Source organism: Rhizobium sp. Root708 (assembly GCF_001429725.1).
In the GTDB taxonomy this organism is placed as follows: Bacteria; Pseudomonadota; Alphaproteobacteria; order Rhizobiales; family Rhizobiaceae; genus Rhizobium.
In genome coordinates, this window is record NZ_LMHV01000044.1 from 122,027 (window position 1) to 139,633 (window position 17,607).

Consider the following 17,607-nt stretch of genomic DNA (forward strand, 5'->3'; position numbering starts at 1 on the left):
GCGGGCATAAATCGATAGGACTTATGGTAATGATTCATCAATGCAGTTGGCCATCAAATGCTCAATCATAAGGATGTAGAGAGCGTAAGATTGTCGGGCGAGATCGTCGTCGTCTGCTCGCTTCTCCAGGAAACCCCGATGTCTCAACGCCTTTGCGCGACTTTCCCGCCTTGCGGCTTCCCTACCGTGCCGGTTGCGGGCTTTGTGCGCTGTCGGTTTCTCCGTCCCACCATCACATAATGCGTGGCGATGGCCGGAAGCGCCACCACTGCCGCCCAATGCCCGAAGAACGGCGTCACCGAGGTTTTGAAGTTCCAGACATTGAGGCTGTAGGTGAAGGTCAGGTGATTCCAGACACCAAGAACTGAAAAACTCCAGACGCCGACACCAGCCAGAAGAGCTGCGGAGACACGCAGCAGCCACGTCCTGGCTGCGTTAGCCGACGACAGCCTCAAGATCGAGCGGCTTAACGCCATTACGCGCACCCAGTGCAGGCCGAGATGGATGCCGACGATGACCATCACCCAATAGGCTGAGAACCAGTGGATCTCCCGCATGTAGATGCTGTCGGGGATCGAAAGTGCGCTGAACAGAGATTTCGAGATCGCGATGCTGGTGAGCAACAGGATGATCATGTTGACGATCAGAAGTAGGTGAAGCGCGACGATAAGGACGCGGCGTGCGTCATAACGACCCTTGAAGAGATTTTTGAACCAGAACCGGTTCACCACGATATGGCAGGCGAGCAATGCGAACATGGCGGTGCCGAAGATCTCGTGGGGGACGTTCTCTAGCCACCAATAGGCCAGTGAGAGCAGAAGGAAGATCGCCATCGCGCCGGGCAGCAGGAGACGATCGATAAGAGGGGTCGATTTCACGATAACGCACTCCTTGGAATAGATGCTAAGGAGCTAGTTCTTGAAACTGCGCGCATCGTTGAAGGTGAACATATACTGGCGGTCCTGGCGGGACTGATGACAGGAATGGCAGCGCTCAGGATTTTCATCGTCAGTCTTGATCGATCGGTCCGGATTGAACGCTTGATAGGTCCAGTCGTCCGGACCGCCTCCTGTTTTCTCAGCGACGAGATAGCGGGCTAGAACGTCGCTCTGGTGATCAACGAGAACGACATGCGTTCCCGTCGGCACCGGTTTTCCGGCCTGAATGGCCTCGAGTGCGCTCTGATTGGTAAGCATGTGCTCGCGCGTTACGCCGCGGCGCACGGTCGTATAGTGCACGAGCCTATCGAGCTCCGGGAAGGTCACCGCACCTGTTTCGGCGTGAGCCGGTGTCCCTCCCGAGCCTTCCGGCAGCATTAGATAGCCGCTGGCAAGGACCAATGCTCCACTCAGTAATGCCAACCCAGAGGATCTAGTCTTTATGCTCATTGGCGCAAAATGCCCTGTCGCGTACAAGAGATCGGCGCATCGAGGTGCCCCCGGTGCGGTTATTTTCAGATTTCCGGCATCAGACGGACCGCTGCGGCAGTAATGATCTGCGGACCCGACAATTCGATCGGCTGCGCTAGCCCGATCAAACGCTTGAACGACGTCAGCTCAGCTCTCTGCTTCTAGACGGCCTCGCCGGATATCATTCTTGCGTAACAACTACCAAATACTGTGGGGCGGAATTAGTAGTGCTAAGCTGATTGTAGTTGTGAGGCAGATTCATCAATCCCGTGGGGAGACCTTTGTGAGCATAGCGTTTCTTGGGCCTCTCTTTGGTGAGTTCTACTTACAGCAATATGGGATCATCTACGACGAACAAGAGGCCGCAAGGGGCGGGCAAAGACAAAAAAGACACGTGCACTGAAAATCGCGCCTACCGAAAACCAATGGAGTCGCATGGTAGATGACATCGGGTAGTGGAAGGAAAGCAAGCACCGATTTGGAAATCACCAGGCTCGTTATCACGAGTACCAGCATATTGCTTGCCAACACGATATGTGTGCTGAGGACAGTGAGCGGTCGCGCACTGTATGGTTTTGATGTTTGAACTAGAAATGATTGACCGCGATGTCCCATCCCAGCAGGATGAACAACGCCGTCTCGAAAAGTTCGTGTCGCAGGTTATCCACAACAGGCAACCATGGCAGTCTGGATCGGGCGCTTTGCAAGCTTTGGTCTTCGTTACCCAACGTCGATCACTTGAAATCAAGCGCAGCGCTGTGTCGCCGGCTTCGACAGACCTCAGAGCTATTCTTCCGACAACGGCTCATTCAGTGAATAAACCGTGACCGGTCTATCACGGTTGCGCACGACCAACTCGCCAAGGCAACGCAAACCGACAACCCGGCCAGCCAGACCCTCGAAGGTTTTGCCAGAGATCAAACAGCTTGTGCCATGTTCTTTGTTGAGTGCCTCCAGACGTTGTGAGAGGTTTACCGTGTCGCCATACAAGGTAAAGGACAATCGGTCATCGCTTCCCACTGTACCGGCCGCTACCAGACCTGATGCAATTCCGATTCTTAGCTTAATTCGATGTCCATCGAACTTTCTCTCGGCAAGCATCTGCAGGATCTCTCTTGCGGCGGTAACGGCATGCAGTTCGTGGTTTCCGCAAGCCAAGGGCAGATTGAAGGCAGCGATGATTGCGTCCCCGAAATAATTAACGACCAATCCACCCTGACTGCCCACGACCGCAGCTACGGACGAAAACAAGCCGTTCAACAAACTGATCACCTCAGCAGGTGTGAGACTTTCGGATATTCCCGTAAAACCTTCCACATCTGCAAACAGCAGTGATGCATTCCGCATTTGCGGCGCAAGCTGGCCGTCGCTTGCAAGCTCTGTGATCACTGAGGTTGGAACATACTTGCCGAACAAACGCTGAATTTGACGCCGCCTCTCCTCCTCGTCGAGCTTGGCTCTGGCGACCGAGCGTGCCCGATGAACTGAAACAGCGGCAATTCCCGTGAAAGCAACCATGATCAAGGTTTCTTCGACCCGTGATGCGATTCCAATGAAGTTCGGATTGAGAACTACATCATAGAAAACCTGCCGCGAGGGCGCGGGCGGGAGATCCGAGAAGGTCAGCACATTGGGCATGCCACGCACGATCCATGCAGTGGATACGCCAAGGCCAATAGCACACCAACTGCCAGTCCAGATTACCAGCCAAGGTGATAAGGTCAGGATCGACGCCGCGATGACGACGTAGAAATATTGCATGCGGCTCGTAAGGAACACAAGATTTTGCGGGATTGCATCTCCACTGCTGAGGGGTGCAAAGGTCAAGATGACCGAGACCAACGCTGCATCGATCGTAAAAAATGCATAGCGCGCATAGATTTCAAACCGGCTTTTCGCCGGCAACAACGCCGCGAGCCCGAGAAGGGCCAGCAACAGTGTCGACGTAAAAATTACCAAGTTGACCGGATAATGATAGCCCCATAGGAACGCTAAGGCGAGCAAGGTTACCGCGACGGTGCGGCCGAGTACCGCCAATATAAAACCAGTGCGCTGGGCGATTTCCAATGTTTGACTGCCGGAAAGAAAGCTTAGCGAAGTCAGCCGTTTCCTGAAAGACATAGCTCCGTTCCTAACAATGGTTTCAGGCTTGGGGGCGCGGCCTCCGATTGGTGAATGGGTCTCACAATTACTCGCCACCGGCGGACGACTGGCGCGCCCTGAAATTCGGCAAGGAGCTCTTGGACGCCGCTCGTGCCTATCCGGCTTGATCGCCCGGCCGCGAACAGGACGACGGCGACGGAAATCAGTTGATCTCGTCGTCGCGGCATTTTGCGTCGCTGCTCGTACCGGGATTCATCCATAAGTTGCCAACCGGCAGGCAGCGACATCGGCCAGGATCGACAGCGCAAGCGACGTCGAATCCCGTGTCGGTCCAAACATCCCGATCGGCGCCTTAATGCGATCGAGATCCTCATTGCGGTATCCGAGCGCTGTCAGACGTTCGACGCGCCTTCGATGCGTTCGCGTGCTCCCGAGGGCTCCTACATAGAATGCCGGCGAGCCGAGAGCCGCTTCAAGGGCCGGCACCTCCCGATCGAGATCGTGATGTAGGAAGAGGATTGCGGTATAGGCATCGATCTCCCGGATGATGGTTCGCCCGGCCTCGCCCGCCTCGCAAACGAGAACCTCGAATTCCGAAGCCGCGCCTAGGCGAACGACCGCGCTTGCCTCAAGGGGTTGTCCGGAGATGACGACGCGGGTGCGCGGGCGGTAGATCGTCAGAAAATCCTCGGCCTGCCAATAAGCGCGCTCCGGCGGCTCGGCGGGCTGAAGCGATTGTTGCTTTGGGCAATAGCGAAGTCCCGCCGGCTGGCGTCTTTCAAGGCGATCGAGAACCTGTTCGATCGCGCCGGCTTCCCGCAGCAAATGAAGAATGATGCTAATACCTCCGCCGCAAGGCAGGACAATATCGAAGAACGGAGAGCCGTCACCGAACATCACCGTCCTGTCACGGCCCTCCGACAGGGCAAGAAGTGCTTCCGAGGCGACCGCCGCCTCGACGCAGCCACCGGAGACATATCCACAGTAACGACCGTCTGCCGCCACCGCCATATGCGATCCCAGCGCGCGTGCTGCCCCTCCTCGGATCTCGACCAGAGTAGCAAGTGCGACGTCACTGCCCTCTTTCAGACTGCTCAGGGCAAAGCCTAGGATCTCGGCGGGATCGTCGGTAGACAGTGCCTTGACGGGCGCCGGCCCGGAAATCCGTTCTGAAATGTCGATCATCGATTCCCCTCATCGCCGCCCGCAGGTCGACGGTCGAGGCCACCTACCGAAGCGCTATGCCACATCAGGCAGACCACCGATCAGCTTGTCGAGCGTGATCGGGTAGTGCCGCACTCTGATCCCAGTCGCGTTATAAATCGCGTTGGCAACAGCAGCAGCCACGCCACATAGACCAAGTTCTCCAACGCCCTTCGCTTTCATGGGCGATGAGAACGGGTCGGTCTCGTCGATAAAAACGACCTCTTGATGCGGAATATCAGCATGCACCGGCACCTCGTACCCCGCCAGATCATGGTTGACGAAGAAGCCACGGCGCGTGTCGACAGCAAGCTCCTCCGAAAGTGCGCCTCCTACCCCCATAGTCATGGCGCCGATAACCTGACTACGCGCAGTAATCGGATTAAGAATGCGGCCAGCGGCGCAGACCGCAAGCATTCTGCGTATCCGGCTCTCGCCGGTTGCGACATCTACAGCAACCTCAACAAAATGCGCGCCGAAGGTTGATTGTTGATGAGTACTGCCAAGGTTGCCCCATTCGATCGTATCCTCTCCGGACAGGCCACTGGCGTCTGCCGCTTCGGCGAGCGGTACCGAACGGTTGCCAGAGCGAACCGTGCCGTTCTCGAATACGACGTCGGCAGAATTGAAACCAAGTTTCAGAATCACGGCTTCTCGCAACTTGACGCAGGCAGCATAGACGCCAGCCGTTGAGCAGTTTGCACCAAACTGACCACCCGATCCAGATGAAACGGGAAAGCGCGAGTCGCCGAGGTGAACGGCGACCTTGTCGATTCCAACACCCATCATCTCAGCAGCTGTCTGTGCAATGATGGTATAGCTGCCGGTACCGATATCCGTCATGTCCGTCTCGACTGTCACTACACCATCGCCGCCGAGACGTACTCGCGCTGCGGAAGGAAGAAGGAGGTTGTTGCGGAACGCGGCAGCGACACCCATGCCGATGAGCCAATTGCCCTCGCGCCGCGAACTGGGTTTACCTCGTTTGTTCCAACCGAACCGCTCTGCGCCTGTTTGCAAACAACCGACGAGATCGCGGTGGGAAAACGGGCGCTGCGGGTTCTCGGGGTCGACCTGCGTATCGTTGGTGATGCGGAATTGGACTGGGTCGATTTGCAATTTCTCGGCCATCTCATCCATAGCGATTTCCAAGGCCATTAGCCCAGGCGCTTCGCCGGGTGCGCGCATCGCGTTGCCCTCTGGCAGATCTAGCGTCGCGAGGCGCATGGCGGTCATGCGATTTGCGCCAGCGTATAGGAGGCGGGTTTGGTTGACGGCTGTCTCAAGCCCACCACCGGGCAGATCTCCCGACCAGCTCTCATGAGCGATGGCGGTGATCTTGCCATCGTGTGTGGCTCCAATGCGGATCCTCTGGATGGTTGCCGGGCGATGAGTAGTGTTGTTCATCAAGAACGGCCGAGGCAGAGCGACCTTGACGGGACGCTTGGCAGCTTTCGCGGCGAAAGCTGCAAGCACAGCGTCGGCCCTCAGGAAGAGCTTGCTACCGAAGCCTCCGCCAATGAAGGGTGACATAAGATGAACTTTTTCCTTGTCAATATCGAGCGTGATCGCCAAATTGGTGCGCCACCAGTCGATCATCTGGCTCGAAGTCCATACGGTCAGTTCATCTCCATTCCACGCTGCTATCGATGCGTGGGGCTCCATCATAGCATGCGACTGGTCCGGCGTGGTGTAATGTTCGTCCAGGGTGACCGCCGCCTCTTTGAAGGCTCCTTCGAAATCGCCAGCGGCAGAGTCCGGTTGCTGCGATTCGTCAGGCTTGACCGCGGTCTTCATTGCTTCCTTGAGGTCGAAGGCGCCATCCTCGACAGCGTAGTCCACCCTGACCAACATGGCGGCAGTCCGCGCCTGTTCAAACGTTTCGGCTACGACAACAGCCACAGCCTGGTGATAATGCTGGACCTTGTCGCCGCCAAACAGGCCCGCCGTGTTGTAAGGCCCGCGCTTTCGCTCACCGACTTCTGGTGCGGTTACGACCGCCAACACGCCCGGCGCTTTCCTTGCGATGGACGTATCGATTGACTTGATTCGTCCTTTGGCGATGGCGGAGCCCACAGGATAGCCGTACGCATAGGACACGTTTGGATCGTGCCATTCGTAGGCGTACATCGCCTTACCGGTTGTCTTAAGTTGGCCGTCAATCCGGGGGATCGGTTTACCAACAACTTTCAGTTGATCAATGGGATTTTCGGTGGCTGGGTTATCGAACTTCATGACATCTCACCCCTTGGCTTCAGCGATCACCGCGCCGAGCGTGCGCGCGACGAGGTCAACCTTGAATTTGTTCTGCTCTGTCGGTTGGGCCTGTGCGAGAAGCGCCATGCTTGCTGTGCGTGCACCATTTGGAAGCTGTTCATCTGCAGCTTTCAGACGCCACGGCTTGTGGGCGATCCCGCCGACGGCAAAACGCCCCGTTCCGTCGGGCCGGACAACGGCAGCGACAGACACGAGTGCAAACGCGTAAGAGGCACGATCGCGAACCTTGCGGTAGATATGCTTGCCGCCAATTGGTGGCGGTAACACAACCGCCGTGATGAATTCGCCGCGTTCAAGAATCGTTTCAATATGTGGCGTTTCCTTGGGTAGTTGATGGAAGTCCGCAATCGGGATCGACCGGCTGTTTCCATCGGCTTTCACCGTTTCCACCTCAGCGTCGAGAGCCCGCATTGCAATGGCCATGTCGCTCGGATGGGTGGCAATGCAAGCATCGCTCATTCCGATAATGGCGTGCTGCCGACTAAAGCCGCCAATTGCAGAGCAACCGCTGCCCGGCTGCCGCTTGTTGCACGGCTGGTGGGTGTCGTAAAAGTACGGGCAGCGTGTTCGCTGCAAGAGATTGCCAGCTGTCGTAGCTTTGTTGCGCAACTGGCCAGACGCGCCCGCCACCAGTGCTCGCGACAGAAGCCCATAATCTTTTCGCACCGTTTCGTTTGCAGCAAGGTCCGTGTTGCGGACGAGTGCCCCGACCCGCAATCCGCCTTCCGGTGTTACTTCGATTTTGTCGAGACCGAGGCCGTTAACATCGATCAGATGGGTGGGTGTTTCAATCTCCAGCTTCATGAGATCAAGAAGATTGGTGCCGCCGGCAATGAATTTTGCGTCAGCATTGTCGGCAGCCGCCTCGACAGCGGCCTTGATCGACGATGCCCGTTCGTAGGTGAAGGCTTTCATACTCTTGTCCCCGCGACTTCGGTGATGGCGTCAAGAATGTTGGAATAAGCGCCACACCGACAGATGTTGCCGCTCATCCGCTCGCGGATTTCGGCGGGCGTGGCCTGTATTGTGTCCGTAAGATCAGACGTGGCATGGCTTGGAATATTCGCCTTGATTTCTTCAAGCACAGTGACCCCCGAACAGATTTGTCCCGGGGTACAGTAGCCACACTGGAAACCGTCATGTTTGACGAAGGCTGCCTGCATCGGATGGAGGTTGCCCGGTTGACCCAGCCCTTCGATGGTCGTCACCTTATCGCCGTCGTGCATGAGGGCCAGCGTCAGGCAGGAATTGATCCTCCGACCCTCGACAATGACCGTGCAGGCGCCGCACTGGCCGTGGTCGCATCCTTTCTTCGTCCCAGTCAGGTGAAGATGCTCCCGCAAGGCATCGAGCAGCGTGGTACGATTGTCGAGTTCAATATCGTGGCTTTTGCCGTTGACGTTGAACGACAGCTTCGAGGTGAGAGACATTTCGTTCCCACCGGGTTGAGCTGCCGCAGTGGTTGCGGCTCCGGCGACCGCAATCGCCGCAGCTGAGGAAACAAGTAAGTCTCGACGGGAGATTTCGAATTGATCGCTATGCATCTCAGTTCCACTTCGCCTTGAGAAGCGCCCTTTCCAGGCGCGTGTGCAGACCCATGCTTATTCTATAATATAGGTCAGCCTAGGAAAGATTAGGTGAGGATTGTTGCATAAGGTTATCGAAACAGCTCATTAATTAGAAACGCCACATGAACTGTAACGGAGACGGTCTTAACTCTTGTAGCGGCGTCGCGACTGCCGCGATTGCTGCCAGGCCCAATTCCTGTGCCGACCAGCGAAGATGCGAGTGTCAACGCCGGAGTAAAATCAGGCCAGGCGGCGGCCGTGGTCCAGATAGTACTCAACAGCAGTCCTCTTTTGCTCATCCGAATACCGATGTTTGGTGCGCACGTAGCCTGCCGACAAGTCGTTGCCACGTGCGAGTTCGCGATGCCAATGCTTCAGAGCATTCTTCGTCGGATAACCCAACTGACGGATGGCGGCATTCGCCCGTTTGCCGAGCTTGATATAGAGCTGCACAGCCCTCATGCGGTCTTCGTACGAATACATGAACTATCTCCTGTTAGTCCAAGTTTTCGTCCGCACCTCCCTTCGGGGGAAATTTCACCCGGCATTGACACATGGAAATCGGCTCGGAAAACCGCCCAGATTATGCTGCTGCGCTTGAGGCAGAGTTGGTCGTTGCGCGTGCGGAGCGAGCCGTTGCCTTAGCCGAGCTTGCCGTTGCCAAAGCCAAGGAAGCGGACGATCGGGCCGTCATTCTTGGCAAGAAGGTCCATATCGAAAAGCTCGAAAGGCAGTTGCGTGGTCAGAAGTCGTAACGGGACTGCCCGACTGATCGCTCAAATGGAGTTGATGCTTGAGGATGCCGAGGCGGCAGCCACCGAGGATGAACTTGCCGCCGAAATGCCCGTTGCTGCGGCCGCCTCTGTGACCGTCGCCGGCTTTGTACGAAAGCGGCCGGTCAAAAGGCCCTTCCCCGATCACCTGCCGCGCGAGCGTGTCGTTGTGCCTGGTGCGATTGCCTGTACCTGCTGCGGCAGTGACCGGCTGCGCAAACTGGGCGAAGACATCACCGAGACGATGGAGAGCATCCCGCGCTCCTGGAAAGTCATTCAGACGGTGCGCGAAAAGTTCAGCTGCCGCGACTGTGAGAAGATCAGCCAGGCGCCGGCACCTTTCCATGTCATCCCCAGGGGCTGGGAAGGTCCGAGCCTTCTGGCGGTGATCCTGTGCGACAAGTTCGGCCAACACATCCCGCTGAACCGGCGGGTGGGGCTAGAGCAACAACTCCGGGCCGATAATCAACCATGCGCCGGCAACCGACCGACCTCCTTGAGGGAACAGTTGGGCGTGCTCAGCGACCAGGTAGAAGACTTACAATTCGGGGCGGACGAACAGAGAATCTAACAATAGCTACTTTGATAGGGGCTCAGGTTTGTCTAGGCTCTGAGCCACCGTCAGATAATAATTTCGGGCGGTGGCGTTCATCTGACGTTCACCTAATCCCCGGAGTGCGTGGATCTTGACGGTTCTTGCCTCGCGGTTCTGTGGTTCAAGAGCAAGAACGTAGTCGGCCTGTTCAGCAGCCCACTGGAATTCCCCGGCCGAAAGCGATGCCTCGGCACTCCCCAGCATCTTCGCCGTGCCTCCGATCATTGCGACAAGCTTCGCTGCCCGCTCTTTTTCAGTCAGCGGGAAGATATGCGTAGGGTTGCCATCAAACCAGCCTGCATTCTGCTGGTAGATTCCACGCACCGCCCACGCAACAGTGCCGTAATATTCCTGCAGGTATGGATGGCGCGCCAGTTCTGCGGGCAGCTTTATCTCCTGAACCAACTCGTCGGGAGTTTTGCCCCTGGCGACCCCTTCCATGGTCTTTTCGTAGACGAACTTAATTCCGTCCCGGTAGGCAGTAAGGGCGTCTTTCCCTTCGGATGCGCCAGTAATCGTGCCCATATGGCCAGGAATGACAAACCTTGCATTGAGAGCAATCAGTTTGTCCAGACTTGCAATCCATTCCTCCACCGGACGCGTCGGAAGACCTCTTAGCGGCGCTATATTGGGGAAGGTCTTGAGGAGGACGTCGCCGGCGATCAACACATTGCGGTCCGGAAGCCAGACCGAGATGTTCTCATCGGCTTCACCAGGAGTGTGGATCAGTTTGATCTGCACGCCAGCGATCGCCAAGCTGTCTTCTTCTCCGTCGAAAGTTTGCGTGGGCGGCAAGAATCCCTCACGGGTATGCGGCGTGACCCTGCCATATTCCAACTGGGTTCCGGCGTTGATGAATTGATCGTCGGACAAAGCGGTTCCGAACGCATCTCCATCGTCACGTCGTCCACGACCTGTGACCGGCTTGATCCTGACCAAAAGGTCATGGCTGTAGATTTCCGGCTTGTCATCGCCTGCGAATACCGTTGCACCGCCGGTGTGATCGGGGTGGTTGTGAGTGTAGATGATTGCACGAACAGGGTGGATCATCAGATCGCCGAAGGCTCCCATGATCGCCATGGCATCGACCGGGTTGGCCGAGGTGTCGACAATAATCGAGCCGCCCTGGGCCTGAATCAAGGTGACGTTGCTGGCGGAATACCCGACCGCAGTATAGACGCCATCGGTTATTTTTTCGACACGTTTGCGGAACTCCACAGAGTGCGCCTTCAGCTTGTCTCGCCCCGAAAAATCGTTGGCAGGGGAAGCCGGATCCGTCATGCCGAGAGTTGATGCGATAGCCACGACGACTCCTGCCCTGCGTTTCAATGACATTGCCATTTTATATCCAAATTTGAGCAGCCGCGAACATCCTGGCTCTACCTGACCAGAAGTATGGCTCTCATCCACAGAAGACTAGCTAATGATTTGATGATCTGCCTCTTATCAGCGACACGCATCCGTTGGCTTGGGATCCTGTCAGTGTGTCTATTGCGGTCGCCCGGACGGGTAGTTTTTCTACTGCGACGGGAATGGGCCGAAGTCGTCGATAGAGTTTAGCGGGTGCGAAAGGCACTAGCCTTTGTTCGAGTACGCACGCGCCGAACTCTCCAATCATTTGCCATTTTCGGACCAGCATCGATCGTGCAAAATGCATGTGGTTTCGACGGCAGAGCCTGTATCTCTGTAACATCGTATCAAACCTGGAAGCCGAAGGTATTTCGAAACCGAAACCTCTTCAGCCTCCAACTCCTTGCGGCGAGCGTGCTTGCTCGATCTAATAAGGAACCCCCCGCCGCTGGAACTCAGCTCAACGACAAACTTTCTTACAAAAGCGCGCAGGGTGATATTTTGTCCCCTACCGGACCATGCTTCCACAGGAGCTCCCAGCTATTTGCCCTGATAGGCTCTGATGCTGCTAACCTGCCATTGCCGCACCTTTGCAGTTAGCACACCATTCTCCACCCCTGGATCGTGACTGACCCATTGTTCAGCCGCTTCGATATTCTCAGCCTCGAACACCACCATACCGAGCACGTTGTCGTCGGTAAGCGTGCCGAGCAGTCCGCCAGCCAGGAATTTATCTTTGATAGTCTGGCCATAGGCTATGTGATCCTCGATGGATACCTGCTCTGTAATGTCTTTACTGTCGTCATAGGCAGGGCCGCGCTCGTAGATCACGGCGAAAACGCCACGCATCGGGTCAGCCGTTTCCTGCGCAGCCGCGCTCGGCGCGAGCTTGGCAACAGCGCCTAAAACAGCGACCGCAGCTGTAGCCAGAGTTAGAATTGAGCGCTCACTGTTTATGTTGCGTGCGGTGGGGTGATTGGCGAATCGGAGGATCATACCTATCTCCATCAAAGCTGGGGTATAACGGACCATACAAGAGAAATTATTCATTGATTAGCGGTGGAAAATCTCTAAGGGCTATGATTTCAGCTCACAAATTTGCGTCGACTGACTACGCTGCGGGGCCTGGCGCGTCCGCCGGCGATATGGCGCTGGCCGCGCTGATTACCGCTGTCGTGATCGAAAGGTGCAAGGCCGATGAGGGCGGCGGCTTGTTCGCGCGACACATGGCCCAGTTCCGGCATGTCGATGACCATCGACACCGCAGTGGGCTTGCCGATGCCGGGAACGGAGTTTGCCAGATCGAGGCGTCGAGCGAGAAAGGGATGGACACGGACTTCTTTTTCGAGCTGGCGGCGCTCGCTGGCGATCCGTCTGTTCAAGGCAGCGATGTCGTCTTTGATTTCCGTAATCAGGCGCGGATCGCGGCGATGCTCGAGGCGCGTCTTCAGGCGGGCGACGTCTTCGACCATGTCGTCGATGTGGACGAGATGGTCGTGCAAGGCCTGCAGGACGGCGTCTTGCGTGACGTCGGCGATCTTGGGCCGCGGCTCGGTGATCGCCGTGAAGGCAGCGATGATCGAGGCATCGAGCCGGTCGTTCTTGGCCCGGCGCAGCTTCAGGCGCGCGTATAGGCGCACCTGAAGCGGTTGATGCACGAGAACTTGCAACCCGGCCCGGCCCAATGCCGCGACCGCCTCGCGCTCGTAGCCACCCGTCGCCTCGATGCCGACCCGTTCGACACCCGCCGTCGAAAGCCGCTCGACGACCTCGGTGAAGCCGGCCGCCGTATTGAGCGCCCGGAAGGACGCCTGTTCCATCCCTGTCGCCGCGTCGAGGATCGCCACGTCGAGAAATGCCTTGCCGGTATCGATCCCGGCAACTGTCGTGATAAGCTGCTTCATCTTCGTCGACCCATCCTTGCTATGCGAACCCATGGTTCCTACAACCATCCGGGCCCGATGAAGAAACGGAGACGATCTTGCTCATGGACAGCCAAAGGCTTCGCCAAGGCTAAGGGCTGAACGATCCATCCCCGTCGCCTGGATCTGGACCGTCATCCAGATCCCGGCATTCCTAAGGATGCACCACTAAAACACAGATGCCTATTACAAGGACAGATGCCTATTACAAGGGTTGCTTGGATAGGACTGCGAAGGCGGTCTGCGCAGTCCTGTCCTTCCTAATAGACAGGTCACGTGGCACTTTGCTGGTCAGACGGCATCGCTACTTGACCAATGCTAGGCCCATGGTTACCAAGGCAGGAACTTCCCATCCTGATAGAAGCCGCTCGTGCCGCCGCTGGCGGGCAGATCGACGACGTAGCGGATGCTTGCTGCACCCTCAGCTACGGGCCTGTCCGCCTTCACCGCCGAGATCGGTCGCGGTCCATCCTGGACAGGCGGAGTGGACGGTGATGCCTTCTTCGGCCAGTTCTGCGGCAAGGTTGCGGCTCAGGGCGTTCAAGGAGGCCTTCTACGTGCTGTAAGCGGATACTCCGGCGGCTATCTTTGCCCTCGAACCTTCTCGCTGGATACGTTAACGATGCGGCCGTCTTGAGTTTCACGCAGCCGCTCCAACCATAGCCGGATGAGCGCAACCCAACTAACTCGATACGGACACGGAGCGCGCCTGCAGCCAAGAGCTGCGCACCGCTGTCTCGGCGCATGCCGCCAATTCTTCCGCTGGTGCTACGACACGGAATTTATCGCCAAGGCGTTAAGGGAATGGATTGCCATGTTCGGCGCCAAGGCAGGCCGGGAGAACTGTTACCGCAAAAGCTCTAACTCCAGGCTCATGGATGACCTTCTCAACGGAGAAATCTTCTATACGCTCAAGGAAGCGTAGATCGTCATCGACGGTTGGCGGTGCCGCTACAACAAAGCAACAGACATGATCGATCGTGCCCAGTCGGGCGGGCTTTATGGCGTGCGACCGCTATGGTGAGACGCTTTCGACGGCATGGCACTTGGTGGCGGTGGCCCCGGGGAGACGAGCTGATGCTGTTTCGCTGGCGGTAACATGTCATGACGCCGGAGTGTTCTGCGGCCGCCGAAGAATTCGCCGAACTTTGCAGGAGTCCGGTAGACATCGTGGTTGCCTCGATTGTGATCATTTCTGCAACAGCGTTATAGGGTGGCGAAAAAATCTTGTGCCGGAATGGCATGCGTCCATTTGCTCGAAGAAACAAAGCCATCAACCCAAGCTTCTTCGGTCGCGATGATTTCCTTCATCTGCTTGTTGCTAGGAGGATCGCTCATGGATTGAGGTCAATCAGTTGGCACCCTAACCTACCCGGGATCAGTTGGACGTCATTGATGAGGCTCGCTCATAACCGCATGCGTTTCTATGCGGGTTGTCGCAAGCCGTCGCCGCTACTACGTTTTCGCCAAAGGATCACAATCCAACATTCCTTCACAGACAGTGCCCAGGCAAAGCTGCTGCGTCTTCGATTGCGAGCTGGAGCCATCCTCAACAATCCAATTGGACCGTCAGCGACAGGTCGTTGGGCGCAGCATTCGTTTGACCGGCAAAGAACAGATCGAGGTAATTCACAATGGCGATGCAAGCCTCTACAATCAGGCCCGATATCGAGGTCGGAGAAGCAAACTGGGGCGCCGTCCTTGCCCTGTCATTGGGCGCGTTCGCGCTAGTATCGTCCGAGTTCATGCCCGTCAGCCTGCTGACGCCGATCGCGTTGGATCTGCAGATCACCGAGGGCCAGGCCGGCCAGGCGATTTCCGTCTCGGGCGCATTCGCGGTCGTCACCAGCCTTTGCATTGCTTCCATAGTGGGGCGGCTCGACCGCAAGGTCTTACTGCTCGCCCTGACGGGTCTGCTGATCGTCTCCGGCACAGTGGTCGCCATCGCGCCGAACTACGAGATTTTCATGGTCGGACGCGCCGTCATCGGTGTTGTGATCGGAGGCTTCTGGTCGATGTCAGTGGCCACCGCGATGCGGCTCGTACCGCAAGACAAGGTTCCACGCGCACTGGCAATCTTCAATGGCGGCAATGCGCTCGCGACGGTCATTGCTGCGCCGATGGGCAGCTTCCTTGGCGGTCTCATCGGTTGGCGCGGAGCGTTCTTCGGCGTGGTGCCGGTCGCCCTAATCGTTTTCGTCTGGCAGTGGCTCAGCCTTCCGTCCATGAATATCAAAGGGCAGAAGGCATCGGGCAATGTCTTCACATTGCTGAAGCGACCTGTTGTTGCTCTCGGCATGGCGGGCGTTGGTCTGTTCTTCATGGGACAGTTCACCTTGTTCACTTATCTGCGTCCATTCCTGGAAACGGTGGCGCATGTCGAGGTATCAACCCTGTCGCTGCTTCTTCTGCTGATGGGTGTATCGGGCTTCGTAGGCACGTTGCTGATCGGCTCTTTCCTCAAGGACGACAGCATCTACCGAACGCTCATCGTCATTCCGGTGTTGATGGCGGCTATCGCTGTTGTGCTGTTGATCTTTGGTGGCTGGGGTGCCGCGGCGGCTCTGCTGTTGGCGCTGTGGGGTCTATTCGCCACATCGGCGCCGGTGGGCTGGTGGACATGGCTGTCGCGAACGCTCCCAAACAACGCCGAGGCCGGCGGCGGCCTCATGGTTGCAGTCGTTCAACTGGCGATCACGCTCGGCGCGGTCGTTGGCGGCATCCTATTCGACGCGAGCGGCTATCAGCTGACCTTCTCAGTAGCTGCCATTCTGCTCGTCGGTGCCGCCATCCTGGCCTTCCTGACGTCTTGGAAAGCCCGCCAGCCATGATGAATGCGGGCCGATAGTGTCACGGGCCGGCCACGAGAATGACGCTACCCTTGTCGCAGCCCCAGTAGCGCGGAGCGGTCCATGCATTCAAGCCCTCCGCACCAAAGTCGCCCTCCCAAATCTTGTTCTCTCAGCTGTTGCCGATCCGTGACCATCACCTTTCACACTTTGATGGCTTGACAGGTGAATGCGGAGGGATTCGAGAGACGTGGAGAACGGCGCGCCCGACCGGCGGCTATGATTAAGCTGCTGCGCAGTGCAGGCGCGGTCCGCACGACAAGTTAAAAATTCTGCATCAAACGTAAAGAGATTTCACGACGTCTATCCCTTGGAAGTGGCAGAGCCTGACGCCATAGCGCAGCGCAGCCAAGCAATACCCTCAAGGAGAATTGGATTAATGAATAGCAGCTACAGCTGGTTTGGGAAATTCGAACAGCCAGAATAAGTGGGGTTTCTGCCTGACTTCGGCTTAAATGCCAGGATCAGGAGGTGGCATGACTGTCCGGCTAACACCTACACATTTCAGTGCACCAAATGCCCGTGCGGAGTTTCGCGGCCATTCAGTTCGCGCCACTGCGACGGCGTCAAACCTTCCCGGTCCCTGAAAGCGCGATAGAACGAACTTCTGTCCTGATAGCCTAGAAGAAAGGCAACCTCGTCAATGTCAGTTGACGGATTCGACAGGAGCTGTCGCCCGCGTTCCTGACGCGCTTCAGCCAGAAGCTCGCGGAATGTCTTGCCTTCCTCCGTGATGCGGCGCTGTAGCGTGCGCTCGCTCATACCAAGATCCTGGGCCACCTGCGACAATTCCGGCCTGCCGCTCGCTAGGCCTCTCTTCAGGAAAATTTTCACCTGGTCGCCGATCGAGCTCCGTGCCTGCAGCTCTTCAAGCGCGGATGAAAGTGCGGGCGTAAGGATTTCCAGGAGCTCGGGATTATGGCCAGGAAAGGGACGTCCGAGATCGGAAGATTTCAGGATGAGAACGTTGCGCGACGCCCCGTAACGGATCGGACAACCGAAAAAGGATCGATAGGTATCGCATCTGGGGCCGGAACGCATCAACTCGACGCGGTGCGGCGTCAAATGCTGACCTGTGGCCCTTCGGCCGAGCTCGACGAGGAAGGCAAAAGTAAGGTCGGTCGCGATTGCGGGCTCTGGCTCCGTCGCATGAAGCCATTCGCTCGTGATAAAAAACTCGCCCTTGTCTTCGCTAAAGTTCAACTGTTCCGGGGTGCAGAGACGCTTGAAGCGCGCAACGCGGGATAAAGCGTCGCGATAGTCTCTCGCAAGAAACGCGACCAGGATCGAGGGTGGATGAGCCGTGGTATCGGCCTCCTGCACGAGCCTGATGCCAAGAGCCGGCTCCGGCATCAGTTCTTCAAGCGCCTTGAAGATCGCGAAATACTGTGCTGTCGTCACCAGTCCCTGCTCGCCGAGATGAAGCGTTCCCGGCAGACGCGCCTGGCGCAACACCGCAGCCGGTGGCAGACCAATCCGCTCGATCAAGCGCCAAAAAGCCTGCGGAATCTTACATCTGTCTGCGGGCGCTGCACTCATCGCTGACGGTCTCCAAAGG

14 protein-coding genes and 2 pseudogenes are annotated in these 17,607 nt (G+C 57.2%); 3 read left to right on the plus strand and 13 right to left on the minus strand.

Translation table 11 applies throughout. From position 1 onward, the window contains the following. Positions 1–143: 143 nt before the first annotated feature. The 8 genes from ASE04_RS28760 to ASE04_RS28800 form a co-directional block, all read right to left on the minus strand. Positions 144–878 (minus strand): DUF4405 domain-containing protein, encoded by a 735-nt coding sequence (locus ASE04_RS28760; RefSeq protein ID WP_244490509.1) that lies wholly within the window; start codon positions 876–878, stop codon positions 144–146. 33 nt (positions 879–911) lie between these two features. Next, positions 912–1,340 carry a cytochrome P460 family protein gene (locus ASE04_RS28765; RefSeq protein WP_244490510.1) on the minus strand — a complete coding sequence of 143 codons (429 nt, stop codon included), beginning with the start codon at positions 1,338–1,340 and terminating at the stop codon, positions 912–914. A gap of 855 nt (positions 1,341–2,195) precedes the next feature. After that, a complete protein-coding gene (locus ASE04_RS28775; RefSeq protein WP_056826087.1) occupies positions 2,196–3,530 on the minus strand; it encodes an adenylate/guanylate cyclase domain-containing protein in 1,335 nt (444 codons plus the stop codon). Between the two features lie 234 nt (positions 3,531–3,764). Next, positions 3,765–4,697 carry an XdhC family protein gene (locus ASE04_RS28780; RefSeq protein WP_056826089.1) on the minus strand — a complete coding sequence of 311 codons (933 nt, stop codon included), beginning with the start codon at positions 4,695–4,697 and terminating at the stop codon, positions 3,765–3,767. 54 nt (positions 4,698–4,751) lie between these two features. Further along, positions 4,752–6,950, minus strand: a complete 2,199-nt coding sequence (paoC, locus tag ASE04_RS28785) for an aldehyde oxidoreductase molybdenum-binding subunit PaoC (RefSeq protein WP_056826091.1) — start codon at positions 6,948–6,950, stop codon at positions 4,752–4,754. A 6-nt stretch (positions 6,951–6,956) separates the two neighbouring features. Further along, positions 6,957–7,907, minus strand: a complete 951-nt coding sequence (locus tag ASE04_RS28790; protein ID WP_056826093.1) for an FAD binding domain-containing protein — start codon at positions 7,905–7,907, stop codon at positions 6,957–6,959. After that, entirely contained in the window at positions 7,904–8,536 is a 633-nt protein-coding gene (gene paoA / locus ASE04_RS28795; protein WP_056826095.1) for an aldehyde dehydrogenase iron-sulfur subunit PaoA, read from the minus strand. The genes ASE04_RS28790 and paoA overlap by 4 nt, the downstream gene beginning before the upstream one ends. 264 nt (positions 8,537–8,800) lie before the next feature. After that, positions 8,801–9,043: a hypothetical protein gene (locus ASE04_RS28800; protein WP_056826097.1), complete on the minus strand. Its 243-nt coding sequence runs from the start codon at positions 9,041–9,043 to the stop codon at positions 8,801–8,803. Positions 9,044–9,114: 71 nt separating this feature from the next. On the opposite strand from ASE04_RS28800, the pseudogene ASE04_RS28805 reads away from it, so the two are divergent. Then, positions 9,115–9,769, plus strand: a pseudogene (locus ASE04_RS28805) (IS66 family transposase zinc-finger binding domain-containing protein); the annotation flags it as partial. 141 nt (positions 9,770–9,910) lie between these two features. Here the strand turns inward: ASE04_RS28805 and ASE04_RS28810 are convergent. From ASE04_RS28810 to ASE04_RS32000, 4 genes are all read right to left on the minus strand, one after another. Continuing rightward, entirely contained in the window at positions 9,911–11,233 is a 1,323-nt protein-coding gene (locus ASE04_RS28810; protein ID WP_244490511.1) for an alkyl/aryl-sulfatase, read from the minus strand. Between the two features lie 585 nt (positions 11,234–11,818). Beyond that, positions 11,819–12,274, minus strand: a complete 456-nt coding sequence (locus ASE04_RS28815; RefSeq protein ID WP_056826100.1) for a YciI family protein — start codon at positions 12,272–12,274, stop codon at positions 11,819–11,821. Positions 12,275–12,363: 89 nt separating this feature from the next. Next, a complete protein-coding gene (locus ASE04_RS28820; RefSeq protein WP_162260551.1) occupies positions 12,364–13,182 on the minus strand; it encodes an IS110 family transposase in 819 nt (272 codons plus the stop codon). Positions 13,183–13,621: 439 nt separating this feature from the next. Further along, positions 13,622–13,744 (minus strand): hypothetical protein, encoded by a 123-nt coding sequence (locus ASE04_RS32000; RefSeq protein ID WP_274533916.1) that lies wholly within the window; start codon positions 13,742–13,744, stop codon positions 13,622–13,624. A gap of 234 nt (positions 13,745–13,978) precedes the next feature. Between ASE04_RS32000 and ASE04_RS31835 the strand changes: the two are divergent. Both ASE04_RS31835 and ASE04_RS28830 read left to right on the plus strand, forming a co-directional pair. After that, a pseudogene (locus tag ASE04_RS31835) lies at positions 13,979–14,122 on the plus strand (IS3 family transposase); the annotation flags it as partial. Positions 14,123–14,834: 712 nt separating this feature from the next. After that, a complete protein-coding gene (locus ASE04_RS28830; RefSeq protein ID WP_056826106.1) occupies positions 14,835–16,031 on the plus strand; it encodes an MFS transporter in 1,197 nt (398 codons plus the stop codon). Between the two features lie 522 nt (positions 16,032–16,553). Here the strand turns inward: ASE04_RS28830 and ASE04_RS28835 are convergent. After that, positions 16,554–17,588 (minus strand): AraC family transcriptional regulator, encoded by a 1,035-nt coding sequence (locus ASE04_RS28835; RefSeq protein ID WP_056826108.1) that lies wholly within the window; start codon positions 17,586–17,588, stop codon positions 16,554–16,556. Between the last annotated feature and the right edge of the window lie 19 nt (positions 17,589–17,607).

Excerpts from the sequence above, each read along its gene's own strand:
- ASE04_RS28775 (WP_056826087.1), bottom strand. The coding sequence starts at position 3,530 with ATGTCTTTCAGGAAACGGCTGACTTCGCTAAGCTTTCTTTCCGGCAGT.
- ASE04_RS28780 (WP_056826089.1), bottom strand. The coding sequence starts at position 4,697 with ATGATCGACATTTCAGAACGGATTTCCGGGCCGGCGCCCGTCAAGGCA.
- paoC (WP_056826091.1), bottom strand. The coding sequence starts at position 6,950 with ATGAAGTTCGATAACCCAGCCACCGAAAATCCCATTGATCAACTGAAA.
- ASE04_RS28790 (WP_056826093.1), bottom strand. The coding sequence starts at position 7,907 with ATGAAAGCCTTCACCTACGAACGGGCATCGTCGATCAAGGCCGCTGTC.
- paoA (WP_056826095.1), bottom strand. The coding sequence starts at position 8,536 with ATGCATAGCGATCAATTCGAAATCTCCCGTCGAGACTTACTTGTTTCC.
- ASE04_RS28800 (WP_056826097.1), bottom strand. The coding sequence starts at position 9,043 with ATGTATTCGTACGAAGACCGCATGAGGGCTGTGCAGCTCTATATCAAG.
- ASE04_RS28815 (WP_056826100.1), bottom strand. The coding sequence starts at position 12,274 with ATGATCCTCCGATTCGCCAATCACCCCACCGCACGCAACATAAACAGT.
- ASE04_RS28820 (WP_162260551.1), bottom strand. The coding sequence starts at position 13,182 with ATGAAGCAGCTTATCACGACAGTTGCCGGGATCGATACCGGCAAGGCA.
- ASE04_RS28830 (WP_056826106.1), top strand. The coding sequence starts at position 14,835 with ATGGCGATGCAAGCCTCTACAATCAGGCCCGATATCGAGGTCGGAGAA.
- ASE04_RS28835 (WP_056826108.1), bottom strand. The coding sequence starts at position 17,588 with ATGAGTGCAGCGCCCGCAGACAGATGTAAGATTCCGCAGGCTTTTTGG.